Below are 3,068 nucleotides of genomic sequence, written 5' to 3' on the forward strand. Positions count from 1 at the left end.
GCAGCGGCCTTGGTCGCCGTCGCCTTCTTCGCCGGGGCCTTCTTGGCGGGGGCCTTCTTCGCCACCTTCTTGGCCGGGCCCTTCGCCCGCTTCTCCGCGAGCAGCTCGTAGCCCCGCTCCGGCGTGATCGTCTCGACGTCGTCGTCCCGCCGCAGCGTCGCGTTCGTCTCGCCGTCCGTCACGTACGGCCCGAAGCGGCCGTCCTTGACCACGACCGGCTTCTCGCTGACCGGGTCGGTGCCCAGCTCCTTCAGCGGCGGCTTGGCCGCGGCCCGTCCGCGCTGCTTGGGCTGCGCGTAGATGGCCAGGGCCTCGTCCAGCGTGATCGAGAAGAGCTGGTCCTCGGTCTCCAGGGACCGCGAGTCCGTGCCCTTCTTCAGGTACGGGCCGTAGCGGCCGTTCTGGGCCGTGATCTCCACGCCCTCGGCGTCCGCGCCGACCACGCGCGGCAGCGACATCAGCTTCAGCGCCTCGTCGAGGGTGACCGTGTCCAGGCTCATGGACTTGAAGAGCGACGCCGTCCGCGGCTTGACCGCGTTCTTGCCCGTCTTCGGGGTGCCCTCGGGGAGGATCTCCGTCACGTACGGCCCGTAGCGACCGTCCTTGGCGACGATCTCGTTCCCGCTGACCGGGTCCTTGCCGAGCTCGAACTCGCCGCTCGGCTTGGCGAACAGCTCCTCCGCGTACTCGACCGTCAGCTCGTCCGGAGCCATGTCCTCCGGTACGTCGGCCCGCTGGTGGCCCTCCGCGTCCTTCTCACCGCGCTCCACGTACGGCCCGTAGCGGCCCACGCGCAGCACGATGCCCTCGCCGACCGGGAAGGAGGAGATCTCCCGGGCGTCGATCGCGCCGAGGTCCGTGACCAGCTCCTTCAGACCGCCGAGGTGGTCCCCGTCGGCCGGCACGACCTGGGTCGCGTCCTCCGAGCCGAAGTAGAACCGCTTCAGCCACGGCACGGACTGGGCCTCGCCCCGCGCGATGCGGTCGAGGTCGTCCTCCATCTTCGCGGTGAAGTCGTAGTCGACGAGGCGCCCGAAGTGCGTCTCCAGCAGGTTGACCACGGCGAACGACAGGAAGGACGGCACGAGCGCCGTGCCCTTCTTGAAGACGTAGCCACGGTCGAGAATCGTGCCGATGATCGACGCGTACGTCGACGGACGGCCGATCTCGCGCTCTTCGAGCTCCTTGACCAGCGAGGCCTCGGTGTAGCGGGCCGGCGGCTTGGTCGAGTGTCCGTCCGCCGTGATCTCCTCGGCGGCGAGCGCGTCGCCCTCCGCGACCTGCGGGAGGCGCTTCTCACGGTCGTCGAGCTCGGCGTTCGGGTCGTCCGCGCCCTCGACGTAGGCCTTCATGAAGCCGTGGAAGGTGATCGTCTTGCCGGAGGCGGTGAACTCGGCGTCGCGCCCGTCCGAGGCACGGCCGCCGATCTTCACGGTGACGCTGTTGCCGACCGCGTCCTTCATCTGGGAGGCGACGGTCCGCTTCCAGATCAGCTCGTACAGGCGGAACTGGTCGCCGGTGAGACCCGTCTCGGCCGGGGTGCGGAAACGATCACCCGAAGGACGGATCGCCTCGTGCGCCTCCTGCGCGTTCTTGACCTTGCCGGCGTAGACGCGCGGCTTCTCCGGCAGGTAGTCGGCCCCGTAGAGCTGGGTGACCTGCGCCCGCGCCGCCGACACCGCGGTGTCGGACAGCGTGGTGGAGTCGGTACGCATATAGGTGATGAAGCCGTTCTCGTACAGCTTCTGCGCCACCTGCATCGTCGCCTTCGCGCCGAAGCCCAGCTTGCGCGAGGCCTCCTGCTGCAGCGTCGTCGTACGGAACGGGGCGTACGGGGAGCGGCGGTACGGCTTGGACTCGACCGAGCGGACGGCGAACGAAGTGTCCGCCAGCGCGGCGGCCAGCGCCCGGGCGTTCGCCTCGTCGAGGTGCAGGACCTCGCTCTTGAGCTGCCCGGTCGAGCCGAAGTCGCGGCCCTGGGCGACGCGCTTGCCGTCGACCGTGTTCAGGCGGGCGACCAGCGTGGACGGGTCGGAGGCGTCGCCGGCCCGGCCGGTGGAGAAGGTTCCGGTCAGGTCCCAGTACTCGGCGGAGCGGAAGGCGATGCGCTCGCGCTCCCGCTCGACGACGAGGCGGGTGGCCACCGACTGCACGCGGCCCGCCGACAGCTTCGGCATGACCTTCTTCCACAGGACCGGCGAGACCTCGTAGCCGTAGAGGCGGTCGAGGATGCGGCGGGTCTCCTGGGCGTCGACCATGCGCTGGTTCAGCTCGCGCGGATTGGCGACGGCGTCGCGGATCGCGTCCTTGGTGATCTCGTGGAAGACCATCCGGTGGACGGGAACCTTGGGCTTGAGGACTTCCTGCAGGTGCCACGCGATGGCTTCGCCCTCGCGGTCCTCATCGGTGGCGAGGAAGAGTTCGTCGGACTCGGCCAGCAGCTCCTTGAGCTTCCTGACCTGGGCCTTCTTGTCAGCGTTGACCACGTAGATCGGCGCGAAGTCGTGCTCGACGTCGACGCCGAGGCGACGGACCTCGCCGGTGTACTTGTCGGGAACCTCGGCCGCGCCGCTGGGGAGGTCGCGGATGTGCCCGACGCTCGCCTCGACGACGTATCCGGGGCCGAGGTAGCCCTTGATCGTCTTCGCCTTGGCTGGGGACTCGACGATGACGAGTCGGCGGCCGCCCTTTGCGGTCTCGCTAGTCGGGGACAACTTGGCTCTTCTCTCCGGTCGGCACTCGGTCGCAGTACGGCGACGCTGCGGAGTGTGACGGTACAACCCGCCCCCGTGTCAAACGGCAGAAGCCCGCAACGGCCACTCGAACGGTAACCCGACAAGTGCCGTTTCTGCCGCCCGGATGCCGCGCCGGGGCGTTGCCGATCACCGGGCAGGGTGGCCGCAGGGCCGACCGGCCGTGCCTTCGCACCCGGTCCCGGGCCTGCTCCGACCTGGGCTTCCGGGGCCGGATCAGCGGCCGGATCCCGGCCCGCCCCGGCCCCCGATCCCGGTCTCGGAGCCGCGCGGGGGCGCCTTGCCCCCGAGGCTGTCGCCGACGCACCGCCGACG

1 protein-coding gene is annotated in these 3,068 nt (G+C 70.0%); it reads right to left on the reverse strand.

The features are described from left to right. Window positions 1–2,714: type I DNA topoisomerase (topA, locus tag ACWGIU_RS34085; protein ID WP_453711974.1), on the reverse strand; the 2,714-nt coding region annotated here is incomplete at its 3' end. Window positions 2,715–3,068 lie beyond the last annotated feature (354 nt).

Source organism: Streptomyces sp. NPDC054840 (assembly GCF_053611065.1).